The organism is Pelatocladus sp., assembly GCF_059505505.1.
In genome coordinates this window covers 1-22,165 of record NZ_JCACKS010000221.1, presented here as the reverse complement: position 1 = coordinate 22,165, position 22,165 = coordinate 1, and the positions used below count along the sequence as shown (strand labels likewise).

General features: G+C 39.9%; 17 protein-coding genes, 1 other RNA gene and 1 pseudogene. 6 read left to right on the top strand and 13 right to left on the bottom strand.

From position 1 onward, the window contains the following. Nucleotides 1–95: 95 nt before the first annotated feature. Nucleotides 96–572 carry a tRNA (adenosine(37)-N6)-threonylcarbamoyltransferase complex ATPase subunit type 1 TsaE gene (tsaE, locus tag AC5JMK_RS20380; RefSeq protein ID WP_495910901.1) on the top strand — a complete coding sequence of 159 codons (477 nt, stop codon included), beginning with the start codon at nt 96–98 and terminating at the stop codon, nt 570–572. 867 nt (nt 573–1,439) lie between these two features. Here the strand turns inward: tsaE and AC5JMK_RS20375 are convergent. The 7 genes from AC5JMK_RS20375 to AC5JMK_RS20345 all read right to left on the bottom strand — a co-directional run bounded on the left by AC5JMK_RS20375 (nt 1,440) and on the right by AC5JMK_RS20345 (nt 9,527). After that, complete coding sequence (locus AC5JMK_RS20375) at nt 1,440–2,897, bottom strand: GTP-binding protein (protein WP_495910900.1); 1,458 nt, start codon at nt 2,895–2,897, stop codon at nt 1,440–1,442. 957 nt (nt 2,898–3,854) lie between these two features. Continuing rightward, nucleotides 3,855–4,700, bottom strand: a complete 846-nt coding sequence (locus AC5JMK_RS20370) for a metallophosphoesterase (protein WP_096677605.1) — start codon at nt 4,698–4,700, stop codon at nt 3,855–3,857. Between the two features lie 158 nt (nt 4,701–4,858). After that, nucleotides 4,859–6,550, bottom strand: coding sequence for a sodium:solute symporter family protein (locus AC5JMK_RS20365; protein WP_096677606.1), 1,692 nt, complete (start codon nt 6,548–6,550; stop codon nt 4,859–4,861). Next, nucleotides 6,550–6,813, bottom strand: a complete 264-nt coding sequence (locus AC5JMK_RS20360) for a DUF4212 domain-containing protein (protein WP_096677607.1) — start codon at nt 6,811–6,813, stop codon at nt 6,550–6,552. The genes AC5JMK_RS20365 and AC5JMK_RS20360 overlap by 1 nt, the downstream gene beginning before the upstream one ends. Nucleotides 6,814–6,865: 52 nt before the next feature. After that, entirely contained in the window at nt 6,866–7,702 is an 837-nt protein-coding gene (locus AC5JMK_RS20355; protein ID WP_096677608.1) for a tetratricopeptide repeat protein, read from the bottom strand. 229 nt (nt 7,703–7,931) lie between these two features. Then, complete coding sequence (locus tag AC5JMK_RS20350) at nt 7,932–8,852, bottom strand: ribonuclease D (RefSeq protein ID WP_096677609.1); 921 nt, start codon at nt 8,850–8,852, stop codon at nt 7,932–7,934. Between the two features lie 111 nt (nt 8,853–8,963). Then, nucleotides 8,964–9,527, bottom strand: a complete 564-nt coding sequence (locus AC5JMK_RS20345) for a 2'-5' RNA ligase family protein (RefSeq protein WP_096677610.1) — start codon at nt 9,525–9,527, stop codon at nt 8,964–8,966. 110 nt (nt 9,528–9,637) lie between these two features. On the opposite strand from AC5JMK_RS20345, the gene AC5JMK_RS20340 reads away from it, so the two are divergent. From AC5JMK_RS20340 to queF, 5 genes are all read left to right on the top strand, one after another. Beyond that, a complete protein-coding gene (locus AC5JMK_RS20340) occupies nt 9,638–9,904 on the top strand; it encodes a YciI family protein (protein ID WP_096679208.1) in 267 nt (88 codons plus the stop codon). 37 nt (nt 9,905–9,941) lie between these two features. After that, an RNA gene (gene ffs / locus AC5JMK_RS20335) (signal recognition particle sRNA small type) lies at nt 9,942–10,038 on the top strand. A gap of 26 nt (nt 10,039–10,064) precedes the next feature. Beyond that, nucleotides 10,065–10,454 (top strand): phasin family protein, encoded by a 390-nt coding sequence (locus AC5JMK_RS20330; protein ID WP_096677611.1) that lies wholly within the window; start codon nt 10,065–10,067, stop codon nt 10,452–10,454. Between the two features lie 496 nt (nt 10,455–10,950). Further along, on the top strand, nt 10,951–11,355 hold the full coding sequence (locus AC5JMK_RS20325; RefSeq protein WP_096677612.1) for a hypothetical protein: 405 nt from the start codon (nt 10,951–10,953) through the stop codon (nt 11,353–11,355). Between the two features lie 81 nt (nt 11,356–11,436). Continuing rightward, on the top strand, nt 11,437–11,859 hold the full coding sequence (gene queF / locus AC5JMK_RS20320) for a preQ(1) synthase (protein WP_096677613.1): 423 nt from the start codon (nt 11,437–11,439) through the stop codon (nt 11,857–11,859). Nucleotides 11,860–11,907: 48 nt separating this feature from the next. Here queF and AC5JMK_RS20315 read toward each other — a convergent pair whose 3' ends face one another. From AC5JMK_RS20315 to AC5JMK_RS20290, 6 genes and pseudogenes are all read right to left on the bottom strand, one after another. Continuing rightward, nucleotides 11,908–13,332, bottom strand: coding sequence for a cytochrome c biogenesis protein (locus AC5JMK_RS20315; protein ID WP_096677614.1), 1,425 nt, complete (start codon nt 13,330–13,332; stop codon nt 11,908–11,910). A 92-nt stretch (nt 13,333–13,424) separates the two neighbouring features. Further along, on the bottom strand, nt 13,425–14,159 hold the full coding sequence (locus tag AC5JMK_RS20310; RefSeq protein WP_096677615.1) for a cytochrome c biogenesis protein CcdA: 735 nt from the start codon (nt 14,157–14,159) through the stop codon (nt 13,425–13,427). A gap of 386 nt (nt 14,160–14,545) precedes the next feature. Beyond that, nucleotides 14,546–17,380: a malto-oligosyltrehalose synthase gene (treY, locus tag AC5JMK_RS20305; RefSeq protein WP_096677616.1), complete on the bottom strand. Its 2,835-nt coding sequence runs from the start codon at nt 17,378–17,380 to the stop codon at nt 14,546–14,548. Between the two features lie 102 nt (nt 17,381–17,482). Further along, nucleotides 17,483–19,312 (bottom strand): malto-oligosyltrehalose trehalohydrolase, encoded by a 1,830-nt coding sequence (gene treZ / locus AC5JMK_RS20300; RefSeq protein ID WP_096677617.1) that lies wholly within the window; start codon nt 19,310–19,312, stop codon nt 17,483–17,485. Nucleotides 19,313–19,459: 147 nt separating this feature from the next. Continuing rightward, on the bottom strand, nt 19,460–21,610 hold the full coding sequence (gene glgX / locus AC5JMK_RS20295; RefSeq protein WP_096677618.1) for a glycogen debranching protein GlgX: 2,151 nt from the start codon (nt 21,608–21,610) through the stop codon (nt 19,460–19,462). Nucleotides 21,611–21,950: 340 nt separating this feature from the next. After that, a pseudogene (locus tag AC5JMK_RS20290) lies at nt 21,951–22,118 on the bottom strand (NACHT C-terminal helical domain 2-containing protein); the annotation flags it as partial. Nucleotides 22,119–22,165 lie beyond the last annotated feature (47 nt).

Genomic DNA, 22,165 nt, shown 5'->3' with positions numbered 1-22,165 from the left:
CGTCTGGTACATTTTTGGTAATAACCCAATTATCAATTACTCATTACCGACCTTAACGGATAATATTAAGTGTTCAAGCGGACATGATATCAGCTATGAAAATTTTTCTCACTGGTGCAGAGGCGACGCGATCGCTTGGTGTCACTCTCGGTAAATACTTGAGTGCTAATAGTGTCATTTTGTTGGAAGGTGATTTGGGTGCTGGGAAAACGACTTTGGTACAAGGTATTGGTGAAGGTTTGGGTATCACCGAACCGATTGTCAGTCCCACTTTTACTCTGATTAATGAATATACCACAGGGCGGCTTCCTCTCTACCATTTGGATTTGTATCGCCTTGAACCGCAAGAAGTAGTAACTTTAAACTTAGAAACCTATTGGGAAGGTTTTGAAGTTGCGCCGGGAATAGTGGCGATCGAATGGGCGGACAGAATGTCCTATCAGCCACATAGTTATCTTAGTCTGCATTTGAGTCATGAAGATCAAGGAAATCGTCAAGTTGAGATTACTTCCCATAATTTTGTTATGAATGCAGAAATTTTAGCTGTTTTCAAACACTATCTTGGTAGCTGAGGGCTATTTGTTTATCTACCACTACCACGTTCACTAGAAGGATCAAATAGCATTGTTATTTCTCTTATCTATACTTGGTGTTCATTGTTTCAAAAAATAGTTAATTCAAGATTAACAACTGCATTTTTTGATATTCATCTCAAGTGTGATGATTAGTTACAGAAGATCATGTAATAAATAGATCATATTGACTGTTTTATCTATTGTGTTTTTTTAAACAGTATTTTTGTATCATTTTTCTTGTCTTTATATTTTGTTGTATTTAGACAAAAATAGCTTTGGATACTATCTGTAAGGCTTTTTAGCAGATTGATAATGAATATTTAAGTTTTGCATCATCTATGCTTTTTATACCTGTTCCTGATCTTTTTTATCCAATCATATTAGTAATACTTGTTCAAAAAGTGAAAAAACAAACTATCTTTTTATGTTAAAAATACTGGCTTTAAAATTAACACAATTCAAATCATACTATTTTTCATAAACTGATAACCTATTCTTGATGATTTTTAGCATATGGATTGTTCTGTATTCATTCTCTACAAAATTTATAAAACAAATCCGGATATTGAAATACCTAAATTTAGCTGATATAAAGTTAAACCATGATGTTATTATGCATAAGTCAAATGGCTTATGCGTAGGCTGATAATTGCCAATTAAAATTCAAATTTTATACATCACAAAAATAAAATTTTCTTTGATAAGTAAATCTCATCAAAAATATGAGATAAATTCTTCACATGTCCCATTGAATGAGATGAAATATTAATAGAGAAAGGCGATCGCATCTCCATTGCTCTCGCCCTCTGGTGTCCTCAAACAGATATTTAAAAGCTTCGTTGGTCAAGTACATCAAGCATAAACTTAAACTCGCTTAATTTTTGCCCGCAATTCTTCCTTAATTCGATTTAAAATCGAACCCTCATCAAGTGTTGCCAAAATTTTATTAATCACCACCTTCGGTCCATCTGGTCCCCAGGTTGCGCCATTCACCAAATAAGCTTTGGTAACTTGTCCAATTCCATAGGAAGAAACACCAGCGACACCTGCTTGTGTCAGTGCTACGGATATATAAGGTGCAAAAGATGCGCCACCTGTGGCGGGTGCAGAGATACCCAGTAAGGTTTTGAGTGAACTTAAACCGAGATTTGCCAATAATTCACTTGCAGCAATACCACCCATACTTAAAGCTATTGTTTTGAGTAACTTTACAGCTCCTGATTCGTTCATCGGAATACTGTAGAGTTTAGATAAACCTAAAATCAAAGCAACATCAATCGCTGCACCACTGAGAATATCAACTACTGTTAAAGGATTAAGGGCGATCGCAGCTGCTTTTGTCATCACTGCTTTCCAAATCAATTGATTCGCAGCATTTTCCCGAATCATCAATTTACGCTGCACCAATTGTTCATTCACATTGTCAGCATACAGCATCGAATTAAGAGCAACCAAAGCTTTACCTTCGCGCTGCAAAATTTCCAAAATTTTCAGCTTCAACTCTTCTACTTGAGCATTACCTTGACGCATTTGCATACCCCTGCTACCGTCAGGGCGGCGAACTACCGTCCGTACTAGTGGTGATGCTGCTGACATGACAATTTCATCTGGCGAAAGTAATTCCCGTACTCGTTCATCACGAATTTTATGGTAAATTGCCATCCGGTCTGCTTCTGGATACTGATCGACTTTGTTAAATACCAGCAACATCGGTTTACCCGCTTCCCGCAACTGTGAAAGGGCTTCGTGTTCAACTTTGGTCATATCACCAGAAATCACAAACAAAATCAAATCTGCTTGTTTTGCGATCTGTTCCGCCAAAATAGCGCGGGTATCACCATCAACTTCGTCTAATCCTGGTGTGTCAATCAATTCTACTCGCGATTGGCCACTTCCAGAGAGGGTAACTCGCAAAGCGTGTTCTGTCTCCCCAATTGCTTCAGTGGTGATAGTCCAATTTACTCGTTGGGCGTTACGAGTCACACCGTGCAAAGGCCCGGTTTCAAATACAGTTTGACCTACCAAAGCATTCAGTAAAGAAGACTTACCCCGCCCAACCATCCCAAAAGCAGCTATATGTACTACCATGCTGTCTAATTTGCCTAGCATGGTTTCAAGATCATTAATTTCTGTTTCCAGTCCTGCTTGTTCTTCAGGAGAAAGGTCTAGATTCGCTACTAAATTCCGCAGCGCTGTTTGTGCTTGTTTGTAGTTCAGTTCTGCCTGAATATCTTCAAAGCTAAAAATAGCATTATCTAATTCTTTTTCCCAATTAGATACATTACTTTGATGAGGATCTGGTAAGGGCAATATTGAAGTCATGTTTGATTAACGAACCACAGAGGACACAGAGAACACAAAGAATTTTATAAACAACTGTCTTTTTTAACTTTAGCTATTTATTATCAGTAATGACTTGTTAGCGGACATTTCGATCAAAACGGGCGCTGGAAAATTAGCCGTCGTACGCTTAAGGTGATCATGTTCTTGAATCTTGCCTCTCCATAAGTTTCACTCCAAGATCCTGGACTTCGCATGAGTTGTCGGGGATCTGAATGCTATATGTCAATACGCTTGGTGTTAAGGATTTTTGGTATAAAAATTTGGTCTGTACCAGACGCGAAATTTCGCGTCTGGTACAAACGATTGTCAATTTAATATGAAGACGCATACAAAGACCCCACCCGCGCTCACGCGCACCCTCCCCTTCGCAAGGGGAGGGTTGGGGAGGGGTAAAATTCGGGAGCAGCTTCACGAAGAATTGGTATAACACCAACCGTATTGCGCTATATGTATGTAAAGACTATTGATAATATCAAAATCTGTAGTCAATTATTGCGAAAAATTACTACGAATCACATTTGGTAAAATAAAAGTTTTTGCTGAGAAAAGTGATGCTAATTTAAAAAGTAGGCACAGAGCAGTTAAAAACTTCAACCACAGCTTCTTAGATTAGGGTTTGTGCCTCCGGCTCTAGTCTCATCGCAACAAATTCTGAGTCATTGCATCCTTTAAATGTGTTTTCGCCTTGAGTTCATTTAGTTGTTTTGGAGGTTTTTGAACGCACAGCCAAGAATGCCTGCCTAGCTGGAATTGATGAAGGATGCTCTAGACGGAAGGATATGTAGTTGCGAGGTTTGTCCACTTTATTTGAGTAATTTTGATCTGAATCTCGACTCGTATAAATTTATTAAGGATATTTATAAACTACCGCCAGTTAGTGACGTTGTTCGGTCATAACTGGCGGTAGTTTAGTTTTAGCGGGAGCATTCCAAATGTTTAAACTAAGTTTTGTAAAGTAATAACAGTCACTTCTGGTGGACAAAATAAGCGTCCTGGTGGATAAGTTCCTAAACCACGGTTGACATATAACTGATTTTTTCCCACTTTGTGAAATCCTTTTGCCCATTCCCAATGTCGCATCACTTTCACATAATTACCTCGCAAAAATGGTATCCATCGCTTTACTTTGGGGTGGGTTCTGTAAACAAGTTTTTTATAGTAAATTACTATTGGTCCAACACCTGGCAGTATAATTTGACCACCATGAGTATGACCAGATAGTTGTAAATCTACTCGCCATTTTTGTAGAAATTCAGCAGTATCGGGATTATGTGATAAAACAATACAAGGTTTTGTGGAATCTAATTGATTCATCACAGATGCAGGATTAAATTCTCGTGACCAAAAGTCAGCCAGTCCAACTATAGGTAGTTCTTCTCCCAAAGGATAAGCAATTTCGTTCCAAAGGACTTTGACTCCGATATTTGTGAATGCATTTATGATTTCTGCTTTTGCATCGCGAGAACGATAATAGCGTATATCATGATTGCCGAGTACAGCATAGATTCCAAGGCGACTTTGTAAGTTTTTGAGTCGCAATACTAGTTGGTGAATAGGAGTTGGATCATCTGTAACATAATCACCAGTTAGTACAACTAAATCCGGTTCCGCTTCATTACTCGTGGCGATCGCTTGTTCTAACATTTTTTCCGACAGTCGCAGACCATCATAATGTAAGTCTGACATCTGCACCAGCTTTGTACCTTGTAATGATGCTGGTAAATCTGTTATGTTAACTGCTAATTTTTCTACACTTAAAGGGCCAGACAATAACCAATGCATCGTGCTGAAACTACTCCTGGAACGAGTGACTTCAGCTTAACAAATACTTATCTTTTTAGTTCGACTCAGCCTACTAACTTCTCAAAAAATTTATATTGTTTTGAGAGTTGCGATCGCTTAAGGGGATTGGGGATTCCCCGTTCCCCGTTCCCTAAATCTCAATCAAGATGATCTTCATCCAGTTCTGCAATTGCTGGTGGTTCATCACCAGGGGTTCTTAACACCTCAACCATTTCTTGGACTTCTAGTGGTGGAGGTGGTGTGAGTCGAGAAACGCTCCAAGTGACGACAAAGTTGATTAACATACCAAGAGTCCCAATTCCTTCAGCAGAGACTCCGAAAAACCAAGGTTGCATTCCGTAGAATTTCACCCCGACTATATAAAAGATAGTGAAGCACAAGCCAACCACCATACCAGCGATCGCTCCTTCCCTGTTTGTCCGCTTGTCAAATACTCCTAAAATAATGATTGGGAAAAAACTAGCCGCCGCTAAACCGAAAGCAAACGCCACAACTTGAGCCACAAAACCAGGTGGATTGACGCCAAAATAACCAGCGATCGCGATCGCAAAACCAACCATGACTCTACCAACCATGACTCGCCGGGATTCAGAGGCCCCAGGATTAATCATCCGGTAATAAATATCATGAGCGACTGCACTAGATATTACCAACAATAGTCCTGATGCTGTAGATAAAGCCGCCGCCAAACCACCGACTGCAACCAAAGCAATTACCCAAGGTGCTAATTTTGCGACTTCTGGCGTGGAAAGCACGATAATATCAGGATCAATGCTAATCTCACTGGTTTTTTTATCTGGTGTTAACTCAATTCGCCCATTATTATTGTTGTCTTTAAAGGTGAGTAACTTTGTATTCTCCCACTTTTTCGCCCAATCAAACTGATGGATTTGCTCAATTGTTTTGTTGTGTAGGCTATCAATGAGGTTATAGCGGGCAAAAGTTGACAAAGCTGGTGCTGTTGTATACAACAAAGCAATCATTAACAACGCCCAACCCGCAGAATAACGGGCTGATCTTACATCAGGTACAGTATAAAATCTGACAATTACATGAGGCAGTCCCGCAGTTCCCACCATTAAAGCAACAGTAGTAAATAAAACATCCAACATTGACTTATTTACGAATGGTTTCGTATATTCTTGGAAACCAAGGTCAACTTGGATTTGGTTCAGTTTTGGGACAATATCACTGAAGACAAAGGCTAATTGTGGGATGGGGTTTTTAGTCAGTAGTAAAGAAATCGCAATAGCAGGGATTAAGTAAGCAATGATTAATACAGAATATTGAGCTACCTGAGTCCAGGTGATACCTTTCATTCCTCCCAACACTGAGAAAAAGCCAACGATTACCATCCCAATCACAACACCAGTACTGATGTCTACTTGCAAAAAGCGGCTAAATACAATTCCGACACCGCGCATTTGTCCAGCGACGTAAGTCATTGAGACAAAGATCGCCGCGATAACTGCAACTACACGGGCGACGTTAGAGTAATAGCGATCGCCAACAAAATCAGGAACTGTGTATTTACCAAACTTCCGCAGATATGGGGCTAATAGCAAAGCCAATAAGACATAACCACCAGTCCAACCCATCAAGTAAATTGAACCATCGTAACCCAAAAAAGAGATTAACCCCGCCATAGAAATAAACGAAGCGGCTGACATCCAATCAGCCGCCGTTGCTGCACCATTAGCAAGAGCGGGAACACCGTGATCGGCGACAAAAAAGCCTTTGCTATCTTGAACGCGGGTTCGCCAACCGATGTAGAGATATAGAATAAAAGAAAGGATAACAAATAAAGTAGTCCAAGCTTCAACTGACATTATTTGCCTCTCCTTTTGATACCGTATTGGCGATCAAGTCTATCCATCTGCACGGCGTAGACAAAAATTAACACTACAAAGATATAAATTGAACCTTGCTGTGCCATCCAAAAGCCTACAGGTAAACCACCTATACGTAAATTGTTCAATGGCTGCACAAGCAGAATACTGCAACCAATTGATACAAATGCCCAAATAAGCAGAAGATTTCTAATCAAAGCTGTGTTGGCACGCCAGTAAGCCTGACGCTTATTTTGGTTCATAATAATAATGATTTGTTAAACGCTTAGGAAATAATTATTCTACAGAAGTGGACTAACGCTGAAGATTGTTGATATTTTGCATCACTTGTTGATATAAATCCGTATTCTTTTGTTTTTGAAAAATACTTGCTGCTTGTTTGAGATCAGAACTTGCTCCTTGTTTGTCTCCAATTGCAGCGCGAGTATTACCACGATTATTATAAGCGGCGGCAAAATTGGGATTTAAGCGAATAGCTTGGTCGAAATCATTAATCGCGCCTTGTTTATCACCTTGGGCGGAACGGGCGTTACCTCGGTTATTATAGGCCACAGCATATTTAGGATTGAGGCGAATAGCTTGATCGTAATCTGCGATCGCTTCGTTTCTTTTGCCCAAGGCGGCGTAGGCGTTACCTCTGTTATTGTAGGCTTCGGCATAATTGGGAGCAATACGAATGGCTTCGTTATAATCTAAAATTGCTGCATTGATATCTCCTGTTGCAGCACGGGCATTACCTCGGTTATTGTAGGCTTCGGCATAGTTGAGAAATAGACGAATTGCTTCGCTGTAATCTGCGATCGCCTTTTGCTTCTCATCGAGATCAAAGTGAACAAGTCCCCGCCCATTGTAAGCTTCGGCATACTTAGGATTAAGTTTGATGGCTTCGGTATAAGCTGCGATCGCACCTTGAGCATCGCCTTTGATATGTCTATATTGACCCTGAGTGTAGAAGTCTCCTGCTTTTGATGGTTTTGATGTTGGAGTCTTGGGAGGACTAACACCAATTTCTGTTACTAATACCTCATTACTCCTTGCACAAGAAACAGTTGCAAAGGCTATAAATGTCATAAGTGTAGCGATGCTAACTGTTATTCTTATCAATTTTTGCTCCTCTAACCACAATTTCATAAGTCATTCTAAATAAGTAGATGTTCCTAAAAATTGTGCTAATCAGTTTTATTAATGTTCCAGTATTTTCTATATTTAACAATAAAAGCTCACAAACATCTAATTAATAAAGCAATGCTAAATTATGTGTAAAAACATCTCCTATTCTCTTTTATTTTTGGACTTTATGTGCTTGTGGTTTAAGGAGAATTGCTATAACATTCTTAACGAAATTATCATATTACAGAATTTACTCATCCTGAGCTATACCTTCTTCAGTTTTAATACTTAAGCGCCAAGTTTGTGTTTTTTCTATATTTACCAACAATTGTTCAAGATTATCGCCCAAATCTTTTTGCATTTTCTGCGTCAATGTAATGGGTAAATCTAGTTCAATACCTTTGCTTTGTATTAATTTGACTAATTCTGTTAATGCAACTTTTATTGTTGTACGTTCAGAAGTATTTAACTTTAAATCAGAAGTTTCAGACAAATTTTGAGCTTGCATAGTTTTTTTGATTCGCTCTTGTAAATGCTCATATTCTGATTTAACTATTTTCCAATTTTGTTCAACCTCTTGATATTTTTTTGCGAGTTCAGTTAAGTCTTCTGTTTTTGGCTCAGGATTACTTTTTTGAGTTAATTCTATTAAGCGTAAATGCACTTGAGCCAGATAAATACAGTCTAAATAAGCATATTCTATCTGTCCTTCACTCAAAGGTCGCTGTCCCCAGTCGCTGGTTTGTTCTTGTTTGTTAATATATAAGAATTTGCATAATTTGGCAGCAAGAGTTTTAAGTTGGTAGTTAGGTAATGGCAAGATATAATAAGGAATCTTTTTTGCCATTTCTAGAGTACAAGTGACATTTTTGGCTTTTTTATTACCCAAGAACTTTAAATCATAACTGGCATTGTGAAAGACTTTTTCAATTGCCGAATTCGTCATGATTTGACTAATGAAATCAGCGACAATCTCTGGAGAGTCTAATACATCTAAAAGATAAATGCGATCGCCACTCATATCTGTTACCTCGTCTAGTACTTGAATAAGTGACAATCTGGGATGATTACTTCTATAATCCGCGACTTCTGTATCTATCCACAAAGTAGAGCTTTGAGCAAATTCAGCAATCTGAGAACGAATCGCACTAGTCGATGTCAGATGAGGCATGTTGAGGAAGCATGTAAAAATTAGACAATGTTTTACAAGTGTATCGTTACTCTCAGAGATTGTTTGAAAAGTAGTTGGCTGTAATTTTAAGCATTTCACAACAATTAACAGTTAGCGATCGCCAATTACAAACGAAAACTCTGCTTTCAGATTCCACCGCTTACCATCGTGTCGCAGTAGCATTAAATTATTTGCTGTAAATTCAAAATACAACTCACGCTTTTCAAACTCTGGCCAAGCAGCTTTAAAGTTCTGACGTGTTAAATCTCTAAACGCCACTGTCATGTGAGGTGCGAAAGGTCGAGTTTGAGATACTTGATCAACTATTCCCAATTGGTTGGCTAAGTGTGTCATTAAATTCGCTTGCATAGCCAATAGTTCTGGACTTCTGATCACATTGATATAGATGACGCGAGGAATAAACGCACCATAACCACTTAGCGTAATTGGTATTGGGTTTTGAGTGCTGGCAAATTCCTGCAAACACGCCTCTAATACTAGTAGGTTTTGATCAGACCATTTAAAAGGTGGTTGTAGGGTAATGTGAGGCGGAGATTTTTGGGCGTGACGACTGGCGTAGTTAAGAGCAAAGCACTGCTTGATTTGGTTAGCATAATCCTGAATTTCCTGTGGTGGTAGCAGGGCTATGAAAAAAAGAGTTTGTGATTTTTGCAAGGGAGTTTAATCGTTATGCCCAAAATTTTGATTGAATCGCTACTCAAATGCTACTCAAAAACTATCATAACTTGAGTAGGAAATGTTTTGTAATGGGAAGTGACAAGTACATGCCGATTTTTGTCAAGATTGAAGAGGGCAAAGTTGATAAATCTATTTTTGACCAATATATACCTGCTCACAAAGCTTACGTAAAAGATTTGATTGCTAAAGGACACAATGCTAAAACTGGCTACTGGGCAAAGATGGGAGGCGGGATGATGGTGTTTGAAGCTGCATCTATGGCAGAAGCGCAGGCAATTGTAGCCAATGACCCGTTGATCATAAACGATTGTGTTAGCTACAAACTATATGAATGGAAAATTATAGTCGAATAACACACATATAGAATATTTCATGCTATGCTTATTTTTAGACCTGGACTTATGCGACTGTAACGCCCAAATCTTGTCAGGACCGGAAGGTAGCAGCAACACGGGATGCTTACAGTAGGCGTAATCTCCGGGTCGCCCTATTTCTAGGAGCGTAAAGGCTGTAATGGCTGGTTTTGGAGATATTGTTAAAAAAGCTTTTTACCTTGGTGTTGGGTTAGCTTCTTACGCAGGTGAGAGAGCAGGCGGAACGTTATCTGAGGTGCGATCGCAAATCCAAAAGCTAGCAGACGAAATGGTAGCACGGGGCGAAATGACCACAGAAGAAGCTCGCCGTTTCGTTGAGGAGATGATGAAGCAAGCCCAGCAGCAAGCAGCTGATGGCACAGCAGCACCAACAACGACTCCATCTGAACCGCGCCGCATTGAAATTATAGAAGAAGACGAGCAGCCAACGGCGAAAGATGTCCAAGGCGATAACGAGAATGTCGAGCAACTACGCCAGCAAGTTCTGGATTTAGAAAACGAGTTAAAGCGTTTGCAACGTGATAATTAATTATAAATTTATGCTGGGTTGATATTAGCTTTGTTTTGCTGAGATCAACCCATTACTATATAGCGTAGAATTTAGTTAAAACCTAGTTTATCTAGGTGTTGTTCGTTGCTGTCAGTTAGGTAGCATTTTAACGTTAGATGAATATTTAATTTTTGCAAGATATTACTCTTTAGGAAACTGCTTCAAGATGTCTAGTTTAAGCTTAAGAACCCATACTTGAGAAAACGCTTTGTGTCTTTAGTGCCTTTGGTGAAAAAATAATTTTTGAAACACTAAGACATTAAGACATGAATAAATTTCATTTTCCAGATTTACACCTTGCAAGTTCAAACCCGTCTGCGATTGAAATAGCTAAAGCAGACTGTTTAATTTATTTGAGTCGTCTGAAGCAAAGGGTTTAAACCCTTTGCGATATATTGAGAAATTGGGATGCTCCCCTTGTTCACGTCTTTTTGCAAAATTGAGATGCTCCCCTACCAACTAAGGCGTTAATTATATGGAAAATTGGCAAAAGGATTTTTGGGAAATGGTACAAACACTAAGCGATGAAGTCGAAGGCTTTTTCCTGGGAATAGGTGAAATGGTAGACGCTTTTGTTGAAGTTACAGAAGAAGTTACCGAAGAACTGCAAAATACGATCGCTATCGAAATAGATCAGTATTTCCAGGAATTGACTGAACCATTTTTGGACATGTACTGGGAATTGGAAGATGTTATCGGTGATGATTTAGATCCCGGTTTTCCCTATCCAGTTGAACCCTCAGCCGAAAAAAATCCTGCTTGCATTGGTTGCTGCCACTACCACGGTCAAGCGTATGGTGGTAATTTATTAGTCTGTGGCATGCATCCTTATGGTTGGGATGGTGATAATTGCCCAGACTGGCAATCAGAAGAATTCTAAGTTAAAACTCAAGTGTCGATTGTCCAGAGGATATTCTATTGACCATTGACCATTGACCATTGCTATTTTTTAATTTCTATTATGAGTAATTCTTTATCTGAAAGTGTGTCACAGCCAAGTCAAGAAATAAAGTATGGCGAACGCGAAATCGCGGAAGGACAACTAATTACATTTCCTAATCCGCGCATAGGACGACGTTATAACATTGATATCACATTGCCGGAATTTACTTGTAAATGCCCATTTTCCGGCTATCCAGACTTTGCCACCATTCATATTAACTACATACCTGATCAACTGGTGGTAGAATTAAAAGCTATCAAGCTTTACATTAACAGTTACCGCGATCGCTACATTTCTCACGAAGAATCAGCCAATCAAATCTTGGATGATTTTGTCGCTGCTTGCGATCCTTTAGAAATCACTCTCAAAGCAGATTTTGCACCACGTGGTAACGTGCATACAGTAATTGAAGTTCGTCACGTGAAATCTAAAGATCAATAGTTATTCTTCCTTGTCCCCTGTTCCCCAATCCCCGATCCCCTAACCTTTCTAAGATGCGATCGCTTTGTTTTGATCTTTTGGTTCTTGACTCAGACGATCCAAAATTCCTAAAATTTCCTGTTCAAATGCTACCTTGGCGCGATTCGTTTTACCACCTACATACAGGTGTCCATCTGTTTGCAACGCCCAAATTTGTGAGTGAGAAAAATAACTCATCACCACACCCAACATTAACAAAGCAAACCCAGAATAAACCATTGGAATTCCTGGATCGGCTTTGATTTGTAAACCCGTGCTACCAACGACATCCAAAACTGTTAGTTTCACACCATTGATTTCCGTAGCCATACCAGTCCGCAAAGTGTTAAAAAGTTGACCTGCGGCGTCATAAATTAGTACTGTTCCTTGTAAATCTTTGGCTAGCAAAGAGACACCTTCACTTAAATCTGGTTTTGTCGGAATCCAGGTTCCCCAGATGCGCCCACCATTAGTGTTAAGTGGCGCCATGGGAATTTGAAAAACTGGACTTTTGTTTACCCGCACCCGCACAGCAGAAATTCCCCAATCTGTTTGGTAAAAAGTCACACCCTGATAACGCAGAGGTTGATTAACATAAATTATCTTGTGATCAACCTCTTGGTTTTGGTTATTCAAAACAGATAAATCTGAATAAAATTGGTCAATACTGCCACTAGGAGTATAATCAATCCAAAAACGATTCACATGCACAGACCAATCTTTAGCTTTGTGTATTGCAGCCCAAGGTCCTGCATCAATAATATTTTTAACCTGGAATGTATCACCACTAGCAATTATTTCTTGGGCCATAAACCCAGTCATTGCTCCCCACATTGACCCTAAAAGAATCGTGACAATACCAATATGTACAATGATGGGGCCGATGCGTCCGATAATTCCTTTACGAGCATAAAGAATATGATCTTGATCTTCTTTTTGAAAAACTTTGTAGCTGCGCTTATGTAATATTTGGATCAAAGAATCAACAGAACCATGATCTAATTCTGCGCTCAATGCTAGTTTAGTAAATTGTCGTGGTTGGTCATAAAACTTCCAACGACGCGCAGCTTTTAAAGCTGGTAACTGTCGAGTAAAACTACAAGCAGTTAAGCTAGTACCAAAAAAGATGAGTAAAGCAAAAAACCACCAGGTACGATAAACATGATCTAATCCCACAGTGAGAAGAAATTTCCAAGATAGGAAACCAAATAAAGCTGGGTGTTCTGGATAATTAGCTTTGTAAAAATCCAGTGATTGACCTTGTTCAATGACAGTACCAGTAACACTCAATAGGGCAATAATTAGTAAGAGTGCGATCGCTAAACGTAAATCTGTCAGTACAGGTAAAAAATCCTGCCGTAAGGATTGCACGATAATCGACCAAAAATTGGATTTTTCTGTAGATTTTTCAGGTGAACTTTCAGAAACTGAATTATTTGTATTGTCTAAAGTCATTTGTAAATTGTTAGTAGTCAGTTTTTGGTTGGTAATTGGTTGTTAGTAGGAGCGTAGACTCAAATAAATCAAGTAGTCTGCTTAAGCAGACTTTAACTAAAAGGAATACGAGAAACGAGGGAAAAAACACCAAATCCTACTAACAAAGCTCCGCTAATTGGATTAATCCAACTAGACCAACGGCGTAATTCTAGTATTTTTTTTATAGAAGCAGTAAACGTACCTGCTAAAATTAATGGTGCTACATGTCCTGCGGTGTAAGAAATGAGCAAAACCGCACCTAAAATTAGGTCTTGTGTATTAGCAACCCAACCTAGTAAACTTGCTAAAACAGGAGTACTGCAAGGAGAGGCGACTAAACCAAAACTCAGACCGAGCGCATAGGCTCGTACACCTTGAGGTAATTCTTGAGAAATCCAATCAGTACCACTAAAAGAGGGCATTTGCAAGGGCAAAGCTTCTAGTAAATTTAGCCCCATTAGGATAGCTATCACACTTACAATAATTGGCAAACCGATACCGATTTGTCCGTAGACTTTTCCAACTAAAGCTGCTATTATTCCCAAACTTGCAAGAGTGGTTGCTAATCCTAAAGCAAACCAAGTAGATTGGGCGGCTGATTGTAGACGACTTTTTGTTTCATAACCGCCAATGTAGCCAATAGTAATCGGCAGCATAGACAGCATACACGGCGTCAGACTGGTAATTAGTCCGGCAAAAAAAATTATACCAACGCTTAATAAACTTAGATGCGTCAACTGATTAGAGACAAGGGAGTTGGCGAATTGTTCTAGTTCGTAAAATTGGGTTTGCAGATTTTCAAGCATGGGCTAGATAAATGGAAAGTCCTTGCACTGCTTGAATTTTAGCTTAATTTACGCTATGGGGTGGGGTTGTTCAGAGCAAAGCAAAGGGTTTAAACCCTTTGCTCATAGCACAAGTCGTCTGAAGACGACTCAAATAAATCAAGTAGTAGTAGGTCATCAAGTTTGAATTAAGGGTTTGTAGTAAGCAATGCGCGTGCTTAAAAAATAAGGACTTAAGTCCTTACTACGAACTTTCTTATCCATCAATTTAAACTTGACGAGTAGTAGTCTGCTTAAAGCAGACTTTCGCCATGAGACTGCGATTTCAATCGCAGGCGGGTTTTTTGAACATGAGGGATGCTCCCCATTAGCGCCTTGCAATAAATTGTGGGACGAGATAATTTATGCTATTCTGCTTCCTGATTTTTACCTTCTACTGTTGATGTTTCTACTTGATTAACCAACAACGCTACAGGGAACTGTTGTAATATCTCCCGCAACCACAGGGTATCTTCGCCTTGTACTTTCTGTCCAGTGATGGCGTCATACCAAATATCAGAGGAACCAGCAGGGGGAACAATGCGGGTTTCGTGCCATACTTGTTCACCCAAAGGATACTCGCCTTCTTTAACTAAGGAGGTGAGGAAACGAGGAGCGATCGCAATTATTTTCGTGTCTGGTAATTCTCTAGCAAAACTTACAACATGGCTTTTCAAGCTACCTGCTACCGACAATTTGACATAGGTTCCCCATTGGAATACATCTAAGTATTTTCGCCGTGCTTGTAAAAGTTGATAAGTCAAGAATAGCTTCACTCGTCCATCTTCTGGGGTTTGCAGCAACTCTGCAATTAAGCTTGACATGTCTTGTGCTGCTTTGGTTTTGATGTCTTGCAGATATTCTTGTCGGATTTCAAAGTCTACCGGACGACGGTTATCCGGATCTACCATACTTAAATCCCAAAGTTCCGATCCTTGATAAAAATCTGGTAAACCTGGAGCAGTTGCCTTCACTAACGTCTGGGAGAGAGAATTTAAAATGCCGTAGTGTTGGATTTTGCGTTGGAACGGACGGAAAGCTTCCAGAAATGGATTATTCTGAGGATCTTTCAAGACGCGATCGGCAAAATTAGTGAAAGCATTTTCATAGGCTGTATCTGGTTTAAGCCAAGCTGTATGGACTTTGGCTTCACGGATAGCTTTAATAATATATTGTTGTATCCGCTCAACAAAGCCTGGATACTCTTCGTCTTTATAGGGAAACGCCCCTATCAATGATTGATAGAAAAAGTATTCATCGTTGGGAGTTGGTACATCCTGTTTATTTACAGTTTCTTTGTAGGGAGCATTAATCTCACGCCACTCTTTGAGATGAATTTCCCACTCTTCGGGAATTTCCGAGAGTACATTAATTCGAGCGCGCATGTCTTCACCACGTTTGGTATCGTGGGTAGAACTAGCATTCATGGCGTGGGGCCATTGAGAAGCACGCTGTTGATTGAAAGTATGGAAATCTTCTAGAGAAATACCAAAATCTGTGGGATGAGAACCGACTTCATTGAGCGAGACTAGGCGATTATAGACATATAAAACTGTATCTTCTACGCCTTTCGCCATCAATGGCCCAGTAAATTGTTGTAAACGCATCAAGAAATGCAACCATTGTTCCTGATCTTCTGGGGAGAGGTCTTCATCAATGTCAAGGATGAGAAACTTTTCAATAAAGCTTAATTCGTTGAGGAAGTTGGGAATATTCTTTTTAGCTTGTGTCATTACCTGCTGAATATATTCCCGATCTGCTTTGCTAGCTCCTGCGCCATTAATATAGGTGCGATAAATAGGAAACAATGCCAAAATTTCTACTAAAGCAGCTTTTAAGCCGTACATTGTAAAGTCACTAGCATAGCGATAGCGACCAGAAATTTGCTTCAGTAAGTGAGCTAAATTATCAATATCTCCTGCTAGGTGTCTACTAATAATTAATCTTTTGTTTTGGTCAATTAATTCCTCACAATCAACTTTTCTCCCTAAAAAGCGCTGATAAATAGAATTGAACTCGGATTCTGTTGATTGTTGGCAGAAAATGCCATTTACTTGATTGAGAAAATCATAACCAGTTGTACCTTGAATTGGCCAATTTATTGGCAATTCTTCATGGGGTTCAAGGATTTTTTCTACAACTAAATAAACATCAGGAGCATGTTCTCGTAGTCGATTGAGATATTGTGCCGGATCATAAAGACCATCAATATGGTCAATTCTTAAACCGCTAATTATTCCCTCTTCAACTAGTTTTAAGATACAGGTATGAGTAGCATGAAAAACTTGTTCGTCTTCTATTTTGAGTGAAATGAGATCATTAACAGTAAAAAAACGTCTGTAATTGAGTTCTTCATTTCCAACTTTCCAATAAGCAAGACGGAAAAATTGTTCATTGAGGAGGTTTTCTAAATGATTAAAACTTTCAGGGTTTCCCGATTCACCATTAAATTTACGAATATTATCTTCGATAAATTCTTTAATTTCGGGACTATCATTCCACAGTTCCCATAACATGCGTTTGGTAATAATAATCTGGTCGTAGCGTTCTCTTCCTTCCTCCCCTGATGGAATGTATTTCAACATGTAGAGAATACTCAGAAATTTCATAAAATGAGGATGATCTCTACCTAATTTATCTCGTATACGTCCTACATCGTAGGTAAAAACTTGAGAGTAAGATTCAATCCGAATGGGAAATTTTAGTGAGTAATAGTTGATAGTTAGACCACTGTGATCATATTGGAGCTTGAGTTCACCACTTTCTAAACAATCACCACAAAATTTACCTAAAAAAGGTGCTAAAACTTTGCCTTGATTTTCTGGATAATGATGATGCCAATCAATATCAAAAAACTCTCGATATTGAGAGTCAAAACCATTTTCCAGAACATCTACAAGCATGTGATTTTGACTATCAAATGCCATATGGTTGGGTACTATATCTTGCACCCAACCGAGATTAAAATGCTTGAGTTCTTCAACTAATTCAAAAAACTTCTCTTTTCCGCCTAATTCGGGATTAATTTCGTTGGGGTTAACAGTATCGTAACCGTGAGTACTACCTTTTCTGGCAGTTAAAATTGGGGATGCGTATAAATTAGATATTCCTAGTTCTGCTAAGTAAGAAGCGATCGCCTTGGCTTGATCAAAACCAAAGCTAGGGGTAAACTGTATCCGGTATGTTGCTACTGGTATTTCCATGATTAGTTATTAGTCAATGGTTATTGGTCATTGGTCATTAGTCATTAGCTATTGCTCATTAGAATTACAAATGACAAAGGACAAATGACTAATGACAAAAGACTACTGACAATAAACAACTACACTTTCAGGATTAAGTGCAAAAGTTGACTGGGATTCAGTGTCTAGTATTTCGGGTAACTGGGAGTTGTCACCACCCCAAGCAGAATCAGCCGAGTCCAGTTGTTTTTTCCAGGGACCACTAGGTATATTTGCTTTTATCTTACCAACTTCTTGGCTAAAATTCAGCCAGCATAATACTTGATTATTTTCACACCACCGCCGCAGCTGTAAAACCTTGTTTGGTTCGATTACCGATGCTTCTAAGTTATGGCGATCCAAATTAGCAAGTGCAGGAATTTCTCTCCGCAGTTTGAGTAATTTTTGGTAAAACAACCATAACATCCGGTTTTTGCCCTCATGACGCTTTTCCCAATTTAAGCGCGATCGCTTCATCGTCTCTACTGCTTGCGGATCTGGTGCTTCTTGACCATAAATTTCAAAAAATGCAGCAAATTCTGCCTTTCTACCTTCCCTCACCCCTTTAATTAGGTCAGGGTCACTGTGACTGACAAAGTAGAGAAAAGGTGCAGTTTCACCATATTCTTCACCCATAAACAACAAAGGAACATAAGGAGACAGCAAAACAGCTGCCGCAGTTAATTTTAACCCTTCAAAGGAGATTAAGGAGGTAAGGCGATCGCCCATCATCCGATTACCTACCTGATCATGGTTTTGAGAACACACTACAAATTGCTGCGAAAAACAACCGCTTGCTTCATTCCCGTGATAGCGATGACGATGGGGAGAGTAGTCCCAAGTGTAAACAAAACCTTCGCGATATGCTTTGGCCAGTTGTTCTAATTGACCAAAATCTTTATAGTATCCTTGATTTTCTCCTGTAAGTACAGTATGTAAAGCATGGTGAAAATCATCACTCCATTGTGCGTCAATCCCGTAACCACCAACTTCGGGAGAACGGATAATGCGGGGATCGTTTAAATCACTTTCGGCAATCAGGTAGCGTTTATATCCTCGTTGCGAAAGTTCAGCAACTGCTTCGGCAATCTCTGCCAAAATATGTTTAGCGCCAAAATCATAGATAGCGTGGACTGCATCCAAACGCAAACAGTCAATATGGAAAGTTTCTAGCCAGTACAGCGCATTCTGCACAAAGTAATTCCGCACCCCATCACTGTAAGACCCGTCAAAATTAACTGCACTACCCCAAGGTGTTTTGTAATGGTCAGTAAAATAAGTACCGAATCCCCAAAGATAATTGCCTTCTGGGCCAAGATGGTTATAGACAACATCTAAAATTACAGCCATTCCTTGCTGATGACAGGCGTCTACTAATTTTTTCAAGCCATCAACGCCACCATAGGAATTTTGTACCGCATAGGGAAAAGTACCATCATAGCCCCAGTTGCGATCGCCTGGAAATTGAGCAACGGGCATAATTTCAATCGCATTGATACCTAATTCCAGCAATTCGGCAATCCGAGGAATTATGGACTCAAATGTACCTTCTTCAGTAAAAGTAGAGACATGTAATTCATAAATGACCATTTGCTCAAGTGGAATTCCCTGCCACTCGGCATCAGTCCAGCTAAAGCTGCTGTGGTCAACAACTTGCGAAGGGCCATGAACTCCTTGGGGTTGAAAATGGGAAGCGGAATCAGCTCGGTCAACTTGACCATCCAATTGGTAAAAATAAAGACATCCAGGCTCAACGTTATTGACAGTTCCCTGCCAATACCCCCTTTCATCCTTTTGCAGGGGAATAATTTTTTCTTCTGGGGAAACAAGATGAACAGCAACATTACCCTCTAAGGGCGCCCAGAGAGTAAACTTGCAAGTGCGATCGCCTAAATATTGAGAACCGATATACATATTGATTGTTGATAGTTAGTGTTTAGTTATGAGGAATGGGGGATAGGGGAATGTGGGGAGTGTGGGAAGATAACTAATCAGTTATCAGTTATCAGTTATCAAATTAAACTGGTCACTGTTAACTGATTCATACCCTATCCCCTATTCCTAATCTTCATCATCGTGAGAAACTCTGCCCATACGTTGCAACATCACAAGTGATCGCGCTTCTACTTGTACAGGTTTATCTTCGATGTAACGTTTACCGCGTTGCACAAAGCGGGGTTTAGTAGTATCAATAATGGTGAGCCATTCCCAATCCTGTAGTCCTTTAGGAATTGTGAATTCCACCATTTCGTAGTGGGCGTTGAAGAATAATAAAAAGTTTTCATCGATAATCCGCTCACCCCTTGGCCCTGGTGTGGCGATTTCTTCGCCATTGAGGAAAATGCCGATCGCTTTTGTAAAACCATCGTTCCATTGTTCCTCTGTCATTTCACCACCATCGGGGTTAAACCACAAAATATCATGGACACCAGAGCCGTGAATGGCTCGACCTTGGAACCATTTGCGTCTTCGCAGGACTGGATGTCTGCGACGTAAATCAATTAATTGACGAGTAAAGTCTAACAGCGCTTCGTTTTCTTCTTGTAAATCCCAATCCAGCCAGGAAATTTCGTTATCTTGACAGTACGGATTGTTGTTTCCTCGTTGCGATCGCCCCATTTCGTCACCCATTACTAGCATGGGTACACCTTGGGAAAGAAACAGCGTAGTCAAGAAGTTCCGCAGTTGCTTTCGCCGCAGTTGTGTTACTTCCCGGTCATTAGTGTCACCTTCAATACCGCAATTCCACGAACGATTATGGCTTTCCCCGTCTCGGTTATCTTCGCCGTTGGCTTCGTTATGCTTTTCGTTGTAGCTAACTAAGTCATGGAGAGTAAAGCCATCGTGGGCAGTAATAAAATTAACACTAGCGCTGGGACTGCGGCCATTAAACTCATATAAGTCAGAACTGCCTGTAAACCGATAAGCAAATTCTGCCATGCGGCTGTCTTCTCCACGCCAAAAGTCCCGTACAGTATCGCGATACCTACCATTCCACTCCGACCATAACAGAGGAAATTCGCCTACTTGGTAGCCTCCTTCACCCACATCCCAAGGTTCAGCAATTAATTTCACATCTGCGATTACTGGATCTTGGTGGATAATATCAAAGAAAGCTGCCAGACGGTCAACCGCGTATAATTCTCTAGCTAACGCCGATGCCAAGTCAAAACGGAAACCATCAATATGGCATTCCAATACCCAGTAGCGTAGACTATCCATAATCAGTTTTAGCACTTGGGGATGGCGGACGTTAAGAGAATTACCACAACCTGTAAAGTCCATGTAGTAACGGTAATTGCCATCAACCAGACGGTAGTAAGAAGCATTATCGATACCACGTAGGGATAAAGTTGGCCCCATGTGGTTGCCTTCACCTGTGTGATTGTAAACTACATCTAAGATCACCTCAATGCCAGCATTGTGTAATGCCTTCACCATCTGCTTAAACTCCCGCATCTGTTGTCCTAGAGAACCACTGGCACTATAACCAGAGTAGGGAGCCAAGTAGCAAATAGAATCGTAGCCCCAGTAATTTTTTAAGTTCTTATCTACTAAATGTCCGGGATAGGCCAAAAAATGATGGATTGGCATTAATTCTACTGCCGTTACACCCAAGGATAGCAAGTGAGAAATCGCGGCGGGATGAGCCAGTCCAGCATAGGTTCCACGTAGCTTTGGGGGAATTTCTGAGTGTAGTTTAGTAAAGCCCTTGACATGAGTTTCATAAATCACAGTCTCATGCCAGGGAGTTCGTAGCAATTCGTCTCCTTCCCAATCAAAAGACTGATCAACAACAACTGATTTAGGAACTAGATGAGCATCGTCAAGTTCAGAAAAACCTAAATCTTCATTTGGATCATCCCAACGATAACCAAATATTTCTTCACCAAAGCGGACATCGCCATCAATTGCCTTAGCGTAGGGATCAATTAATAGTTTGTTGGGGTTAAAGCGATGTCCTTCTTCCGGCGCAAAAGGGCCATGAACTCTAAAACCATACCTTTGACCAGGGCCAATTCCAGGCACATAACCATGCCAAGTGAAGTTAGTCACTTCTTTAATTTCTAACCGGGTTTCTCGACCTTTTTGATCGAATAGACACAATTCAACTAAAGTCGCATGTTCTGAGAATATAGCAAAATTAGTACCCTTGCCATCCCAGTTTGCTCCCAGAGGATATGGTCTACCAGGCCAGAGTGAGAAGTACATACAGTCAAACTCCTGTTGCAGATTTATCAAGCAGGACAGTTGAGAAGAGCGCGCATTCCAAATTCTTGCCCAGCACAACACGCCTAGCTTTTTGCAGTATCTCAAATATTAAGCCAAATAAAAAGTTTTGTAACTCAACCTGTTGGCATAAATTTTACTGATTCACTAAATACTGACATCCCCACAAATGGTGAATTTTGTCAAATTTTGGAGAACTCACTTAGATGATTTTGCTACATTTTAGGCATAATCAAGCGATCGCTCGATTTCACAATTTCAAAATACTTATTCATCTGTGTACTCTACTCTAAAAAACAGCAGTAGGTAAATAACCTCAGTTCTATTGCCATTCCCTGTCCTCAAGTTCCTTAGTCGGCAATAATAAGGTTGCTTCAATTTCCTGCCTGATAGCAGTTGTCACCTCACAATTGCTATTCAAGCAATCGAGCAGTAACTGATTAGCATCGTAATAGCGTTGCAGGGTTTGCTGTTGCTGTTGGCTATAGCGTTTACCGGTCTAATGAAGTACATTTATTAAGATAAAGCTGTGCATCT